Below are 6,749 nucleotides of genomic sequence, written 5' to 3'. Positions count from 1 at the left end.
GCTCTTTCACACGGGCACCATCCGGACGAACGGTCGATGACCGGTCGGTAACGGGCGCCCGAACCGCCCTCTAGTACACGGCGCGGGCCAGCGCCCTGCGCGCCGCGGCAACCCGCGGGTCGTCGGCGCCCACTACCTCGAACAGCTCCAGCAACCGCACGCGTACGGCGTCCCGGTCGTCCCCGGCCGTGACCCGCACCGCGTCGACGAGGCGCCCGAAGGCGTCCTCCACGTGACCGCCCACCAGATCCAGGTCGGCGGCGGCAATCTGCGCCTGGGCGTCGCCCGGCTTGTCGGCCGCGTCCTGACGGACCCGCTGCGGATCGGCGCCCTGCACGCGCTGGAGCAACTCGGCCTGGGACAGGCCCAGTTTGGCCTCCGTGTTACCCGGGTCCTCACTCAGTACGCTCTTGTACGCCTGGACGGCTCCGGACAGATCACCCGCGTCCAGCGCCTGCACGGCGGCCTCCAGGGCCGCGTCGTGCGGCCCGGCCGGAGGCTCGGGGGCGGCGGCGGGCTGCGCGCCCGGCTCCGCCTCGGGGTCGACGGCGAGACCGGTCAGGCCGAAGCGCTCCTCGGCGACCTGCACCAGCTGGTCCAGGGTCTGACGGATCTGCGTCTCACTGGCGGCGCCCTGGAAGAGCGGCAGCGCCTGTCCGGCGACGACCGCGAAGACGGCCGGGATGCCCTGGACGCCGAACTGCTGCATCAGCATCTGGTTGGCGTCGACGTCGATCTTGGCGAGGAGGAAGCGGCCGCCGTACTCGACGGCGAGCCGCTCGAGGACCGGACTCAACTGCTTGCAGGGCTCACACCACTCGGCCCAGAAGTCGATGACGACCGGGACCTCGGTGGACCGCTGCAGGACTTCATTCTCGAAGCCGGCCTCGTCGACGTCGATGACGAGGTCGGCCGGGGAGACGGCCCCCGTCCCACCGTGTCGGGCCGCCTCGGCGCGCGCCTGCTCCGCCTTCGCCTTGGCCTCCTGGGCCTGCTTCACCGCGGCGAGGTCGACGACCCCGCTCATGGACATGTTCCGTGGCTGCATGGGTCTATCCTCCCCCGTACTCCGCGCGTGCGTGAAAAGCGGGCCGAAAGCCCGCCCTGAAGTGTGCTGTTGGCGCCGGGTCCCCACCCTCGCCCGTGGTCGTCGCTGGGGCACGGGCGGACCCGTGCTTTCGCTACGACCCGTAGCGTAATACCGCGACGGGCCGCCGGCACGGCCCGATCGAGTGATCTGCCTCACGCCCGCTCCCTGGTTACCCGCCGGTTAAGGTCGGGGAATGCAGAGCAGCTCCCCCGCCGGCCGTGCCGGGCGCCCGCGCAGTGCCGCGGCGGACGCCGCGATCCTGGCCGCGACGCGGGCGGCCCTGATCGACCTGGGCTGGTCGAGGCTCACCCTGGGAGACGTCGCCACGCGGGCCGGGGTTGCCAAGACGACGCTGTACCGGCGCTGGGCGGGCAAGAACGAGCTGGTGGTCGACGCGGTCGCCGAGCTCTTCGACGAGCTCCGGCTCCCCGACCGCGGCTCCCTGGCCGCCGACATCGAGGGCGTGGTGCTCCAGTTCGCCGGCATCCTGGCCCGCCCGGAGGCCCGCAGCGGCCTGATGGCGGTGATCGCCGAGTCCACCCGCGACGACGCCCTGCGCGAGCGCATCCGCGCCTCGATCGTGGACCGGCAGAAGCGCCTCATCCTCGCCGGCCGGGCGCGGGCGCAGGCCCGGGGCGAGCTGCCGCCGGAGTCCGACGCCGGCGAGGCGGCCCGCACGGTCGACCTGATCTTCGACATGGTGGCCGGCGCGGTGGTGCACCGCACCCTGGTGAGCGCGGAACCGGCCGACGAGGAGTGGGTGCACGACTTCACCCGGGTCCTGCTGTCGGGCCTCGCGGTTGCGGGTGCCTACCCTCCAGGATAGCCAAACGTCACAGCGGATCGGTGCCCTATTTCGGATAGATGCTCACGACATCCGCATAAATGTGGGTGGGGTTTCACGGGCGGTGCGAGTAGGGCTCCACGGGCGGGTTCCGTGCCGCACCAATCGGGGACGCGCGCCGAGCCGCAGATACGGAGTCCCGAGTTCCTGGCTCCGCGCCGCAGAATCCCGACGGACGGCGCCGCGCGCCTTCCTCTCCGGTCGTCCAACCGGTGCGCCGCCGTGATTCAAGGGACTCCGCGCCGCAGAATTCTGGCGGGCGGCGCCCCACGCCGCCCCCTCCGGTCGTCCAACCGGTGTGCCACCGTGATTCATGGGACACAGAAGGGCACTACCTTGCGCATACTCAGACGGGCGCTGGGCACCACGCTCACCGCAGCCCTCGGTTCGCTGCTGCTGACCGTTCCGGGAGCCGCCCCGGCGTTCGCGGCGGGCGGCGTGCCGCTGCCGTTGTACTCCCTCGCCGACATGGAAGTCGACGGGAACAGCAAGCGGGTCTTTCTCAGCATGCCCGCGGGGGCGGACGGCCGGGTCGTGGTGACGGACTACGACGGCGGCAACAGCACCTGGCTGGGCGGCCTGCCGGGCGCCGGCGGGCTGGCCCTCTCGCCCGACTCCCGGACCCTCTACGTGGCCGCGCGGGACATCGACACCATCGTCGCGTACGACACCGCGACACTGACGGAGACCGCACGGTACTTCGTGGGCGAGGACACCGCCCCGTGGAGCCTGGCTTTCGCGGGCGGGAAGCTGTGGTTCGGATACGGCACCACCGGGGACCTCGGGTCGGTCGACGTGTCCGGTGCCGAACCGGTGATCGAGCTCGGTCTGGACGGTTCGCTGGACCGGGGGGCGGAGCTCGTCGCCTCCCCCGCCGACCCCGACGTGCTGGTGGCCGGCACGGGCAACCCCAACGTCAACACCCTCACGGTGTACGACGTGAACGGCGGATCCCCCGAGGTGGCCGCCCGGCGGGTGTTCTCCGGGACCGAGATGAACGGTCTGCGGGACCTGGCCGTGACACCCGACGGCCGGAGCGTCGTCGTGGCCGCCCTCATGTCGCCCGGCTACCAGACCTTCCGTCTCGACGACCTCTCGGACCAGGCAACCCCTGCGGCTTCGCCCTCTCCCCTGGCCGTCGCCGTCGCACCCGACGGCACGGTGGCCGGAGGAACCTCCAACAACAGCGTCGACGTGCCGGACCTGTCCTTCTACGCGCCGGGCGCTCCCGCTCCGCTGACCACGGTCGAGGTGGGCGGTGGCATCGAGAGGTTGGTGGACGAGGGGCTTGCCTGGGCGCCGGACGGGAGCCGGGTCTTCGCCGTGACACGGCAGACCGGCGTCATGGGACTCCGGTTCCATGCGCGGCAGGTCGCCACCACCGTGCAGACCACCCTTGCCCTCGAGGCGCCCCCGACCAGCAGGAGGTACCGGGAACTGACCGTCACCGGCACCCTGGCCCCGGCAGCCGGCTTCGCGCCCGGCACCACCGTCGCCGTGACGCGCTACGACGCCGCCGCTCCGGAAGGCACCTCGCTGGGTACCGTCACGGTGGCGGCCGACGGCACCTTCACCGTGACCGACACGCCGCGCAGGACCGGTCGGGCGAGGTACGGCGTGACGTACGCCGGTGACCCCTGGCACACCACGGCCTCCGCCGAGGTGACCGTGGAGATCACCCGCCGCTGACATGGCCTCCGGCGCGAAGGTCGCCGTGGCCCGGATCAGGACCGCGGACCACGGCGACCTCGTATCCGCGTGGTTTCGGAGCAGGACACCGGCTCCACGCCGGAACACGTTGACCGGCGGCGCGTCCCGGGCGGCACGACGGCGGAGGCGGCCGCGCAGGTGGTTGCCCCCGCCGCCCCGACCGGGTGGCGTGGGGTCTAGAAGCCGGGGGGCTCCGTGTACACGCCCCACTCGTCGCGCAGGACACCGCAGATCTCGCCGAGGGTCGCCTCCGCGCGTACGGCGTCCAGCATCGGCTCGATCATGTTGGCGCCGGAGCGGGCGGCCGCGACCATGGCGTCGAGCGCGCCGCGCACCTTCGCGTCGTCCCGCGCGGCCTTGCGCTCGCCCAGGTCCCGCACCTGCTCGCGCTCGACCTCGTGGCTGACGCGCAGGATCTCCAGGTCGCCGGTGACGGAGCCGGTGTGGACGTTGACGCCGACGACCTTCTTGTCGCCCTTCTCCAGGGACTGCTGGTAGCGGAAGGCGGACTCGGCGATCTCGCCGGTGAACCAGCCGTCCTCGATGCCGCGCAGGAGGCCGGAGGTGATCGGCCCGACGGGGTGCCGCCCGTCGGGGTGGGCCCGCAGCCCCCGCTCCCTGATCTGCTCGAAGATCTTCTCCGCGTCCGCCTCGATCCGGTCCGTCAGCTGCTCGACGAACCATGAGCCGCCCAACGGGTCGGCGACGTTGGCGACGCCGGTCTCCTCCATCAGCACCTGCTGGGTGCGCAGGGCGATCTCCGCCGCCTGCTCGCTCGGCAGCGCGAGGGTCTCGTCGAGGGCGTTGGTGTGCAGGGAGTTCGTGCCGCCGAGCACCGCCGCCAGCGCCTCCACGGCGGTACGCACCACGTTGTTGTAGGGCTGCTGGGCGGTGAGCGAGACACCGGCGGTCTGGGTGTGGAAGCGCAGCCACTGCGCCTTGTCGCTCCGCGCGCCGTACACGTCGCGCATCCAGCGGGCCCAGATGCGGCGGGCCGCCCGGAACTTGGCGATCTCCTCGAAGAAGTCGAGGTGCGCGTCGAAGAAGAAGGACAGGCCGGGGGCGAAGACGTCGACGTCCAGCCCGCGTGACAGCCCCAGCTCCACGTACCCGAAGCCGTCCGCCAGCGTGTACGCCAGCTCCTGCGCGGCCGTCGAACCGGCCTCGCGGATGTGGTACCCGGATACGGAGAGCGGCTTGTAGTCGGGGATGCCGGCCGCGCAGTACTCCATCAGGTCGCCGATCAGGCGCAGGTGCGGCTCGGGCTGGAAGAGCCACTCCTTCTGGGCGATGTACTCCTTGAAGATGTCGGTCTGGAGCGTGCCGTTGAGTACGGAGGCGTCGACGCCCTGCCGCTCCGCGGCGACCAGGTACATGCAGAACACGGGCACGGCGGGCCCGCTGATCGTCATGGAGGTCGTGACGTCGCCGAGCGGGATGTCCTGGAACAGCACCTCCATGTCGGCGGCCGAGTCGATGGCCACCCCGCAGTGCCCGACCTCGCCCAGCGAGCGCGGGTCGTCGGAGTCGCGGCCCATCAGCGTCGGCATGTCGAAGGCGACCGAGAGCCCGCCGCCGCCGTTGCGGAGGATCATCTTGTAGCGCTCGTTGGTCTGCTCGGCGTTCCCGAACCCGGCGAACTGCCGGATGGTCCAGGTCCGCCCCCGGTAGCCGGTCGGATACAGGCCGCGGGTGAAGGGGTACTCCCCCGGCCAGCCGATCCGCTCGAAGCCCTCGTACTCGTCTCCGGGCCGGGGCCCGTACACGGGCTCCACGGGGTCTCCGGAGAGCGTGGTGAAGTCCGCGTCGCGCTTGCGCGCCGCGTCGTACCGGGCCTGCCAGCGAAGGCGGCCCTCCTCTATGGCGTGAGCGTCCATACCCTCGAATTTACTAGGACGTCCAAGTAAATGTCGATGGGTGACCGCCGTACGGGTGTCCGCACGGCGGTGAGAGGGCCCGGGAAGAGCCGGTTACGCCTTGACGGGCGCGGGCGCCTCGGCAGCTGCGACCTTGGCCTCCAGCTCCTGGCTGATCCTGCGTTCCACGAAGAACGCGGCGGTCGGCACGGTCCCGGCCAGCAGCACCCACAGCTGCTTGCTGACCTTCCACTTCGCCTTGGAGCCCAGGTCGAAGGCGAAGACGAGGTAGACGACGTACAGCCAGCCGTGCGCGAGGCTGACGACGTGGGTGAAGCCGTCGGCACCGTCCATGTCCAGCAGGTACTTGGCGATCATGCCGAGGCAGAGCAGGATCAGCAGCACACCGGTGACGTACGCCATGACCCGGTAGCGGGTCAGCACGCTCTTTTTCATGCGTACGAGCGTAACCGTCCGTTTCGCGCGATCTTCGAGCGGGCCCGGCGACTCGCTCAGCCCACTTCGAAGTCCTCCGCGGCGACCCGCGGCGGCCCGGCCGGCCAGCTCGTGGGCGGCAGCGCGTTGTCCAGGAGGATCTCCGCCGCTGCCCGCGCGTGCCGGCCGTAGTTCGAGTCGCCCAGCACCATGGCGCGACTGGCGGCGCCGTCCGCGAGGGTCACGAGCTGCTCGGCGAGGACGGAGGGCTCGCGGCAGCCCAGTTCCGCGACCAGGTCGGCCACCAGCCGCACCATCAGCAGTTTCCGTTCGCGGGCGTAGGAGTGGACCGCGTTCCGCGGGTCGGGGAACTCCACGGCGGCGTCGATGAAAGGGCATCCGCGCACCGGATCCGTACCGGCCGGGGGCGGGTCGAACAGCGTGAGGATGCGCTCCCGGGGAGGGGTGTCCTCGCGTGTCAGCGCGCCCTCCAGCGTGCGCCCCGTCGAGGCGAGGTCATCGAGGTGGGCGAGGACCAGCTCGTCCTTGGTCCTGAAGTGCGCGTAGAGGGTGCGCTTGGACACCGGCGCCCGCTCCGCGATCTGCTCCATGCCGGTCGCGTTGATCCCCTGGGCTGCGAACAGTCCGGCCGCGGCGGCCAGGATGCGCTCGCGTCCTCCGCGTCCCTGCCGTCGAGACGCCGTCGTCACCGTGGTCATGGCGTAAGTATACGTTCTCGTTTACTTCAGAGGGGCGGCTGGGGTTATAGTGCGTTCCAGGTAAACGGTTCCGTTTACTTCGACGAATCCAAGGA

The 6,749-nt window shown here is 71.2% G+C and carries 6 protein-coding genes; 2 read left to right on the top strand and 4 right to left on the bottom strand.

The annotated features are described in order from the left end of the window. Positions 1-70: 70 nt before the first annotated feature. The gene (locus ABEA26_RS13955) at positions 71-1,048 is read right to left on the bottom strand and encodes a tetratricopeptide repeat protein (RefSeq protein WP_345592410.1); all 978 of its coding nucleotides are present in this window, start codon (positions 1,046-1,048) and stop codon (positions 71-73) included. Positions 1,049-1,283: 235 nt separating this feature from the next. On the opposite strand from ABEA26_RS13955, the gene ABEA26_RS13950 reads away from it, so the two are divergent. Further along, a complete protein-coding gene (locus tag ABEA26_RS13950; protein WP_345592409.1) occupies positions 1,284-1,916 on the top strand; it encodes a TetR/AcrR family transcriptional regulator in 633 nt (210 codons plus the stop codon). 354 nt (positions 1,917-2,270) lie between these two features. Continuing rightward, positions 2,271-3,623, top strand: a complete 1,353-nt coding sequence (locus ABEA26_RS13945) for a WD40 repeat domain-containing protein (protein ID WP_345592406.1) — start codon at positions 2,271-2,273, stop codon at positions 3,621-3,623. Positions 3,624-3,820: 197 nt separating this feature from the next. Here ABEA26_RS13945 and icmA read toward each other — a convergent pair whose 3' ends face one another. The 3 genes from icmA to ABEA26_RS13930 all read right to left on the bottom strand — a co-directional run bounded on the left by icmA (position 3,821) and on the right by ABEA26_RS13930 (position 6,654). Next, complete coding sequence (icmA, locus tag ABEA26_RS13940; RefSeq protein WP_345592405.1) at positions 3,821-5,521, bottom strand: coenzyme B12-dependent isobutyryl-CoA mutase large subunit; 1,701 nt, start codon at positions 5,519-5,521, stop codon at positions 3,821-3,823. A 93-nt stretch (positions 5,522-5,614) separates the two neighbouring features. After that, positions 5,615-5,956, bottom strand: a complete 342-nt coding sequence (locus ABEA26_RS13935) for a DUF3817 domain-containing protein (protein ID WP_345592404.1) — start codon at positions 5,954-5,956, stop codon at positions 5,615-5,617. Positions 5,957-6,012: 56 nt separating this feature from the next. Next, positions 6,013-6,654, bottom strand: a complete 642-nt coding sequence (locus ABEA26_RS13930) for a TetR/AcrR family transcriptional regulator (protein ID WP_345592402.1) — start codon at positions 6,652-6,654, stop codon at positions 6,013-6,015. Between the last annotated feature and the right edge of the window lie 95 nt (positions 6,655-6,749).

The sequence above is a fragment of the Streptomyces marokkonensis genome (assembly GCF_039539045.1).
GTDB lineage: Bacteria > Actinomycetota > Actinomycetes > Streptomycetales > Streptomycetaceae > Streptomyces > Streptomyces marokkonensis.
The sequence above is the reverse complement of the archived record's forward strand: the minus strand, read 5'-3'. Positions and strand labels throughout refer to the sequence as shown.

Coding starts and splice junctions, on each gene's coding strand:
- ABEA26_RS13955 (WP_345592410.1), bottom strand. CDS start 1,048: ATGCAGCCACGGAACATGTCCATGAGCGGGGTCGTCGACCTCGCCGCG.
- ABEA26_RS13930 (WP_345592402.1), bottom strand. CDS start 6,654: ATGACCACGGTGACGACGGCGTCTCGACGGCAGGGACGCGGAGGACGC.
- icmA (WP_345592405.1), bottom strand. CDS start 5,521: ATGGACGCTCACGCCATAGAGGAGGGCCGCCTTCGCTGGCAGGCCCGG.
- ABEA26_RS13935 (WP_345592404.1), bottom strand. CDS start 5,956: ATGAAAAAGAGCGTGCTGACCCGCTACCGGGTCATGGCGTACGTCACC.
- ABEA26_RS13950 (WP_345592409.1), top strand. CDS start 1,284: ATGCAGAGCAGCTCCCCCGCCGGCCGTGCCGGGCGCCCGCGCAGTGCC.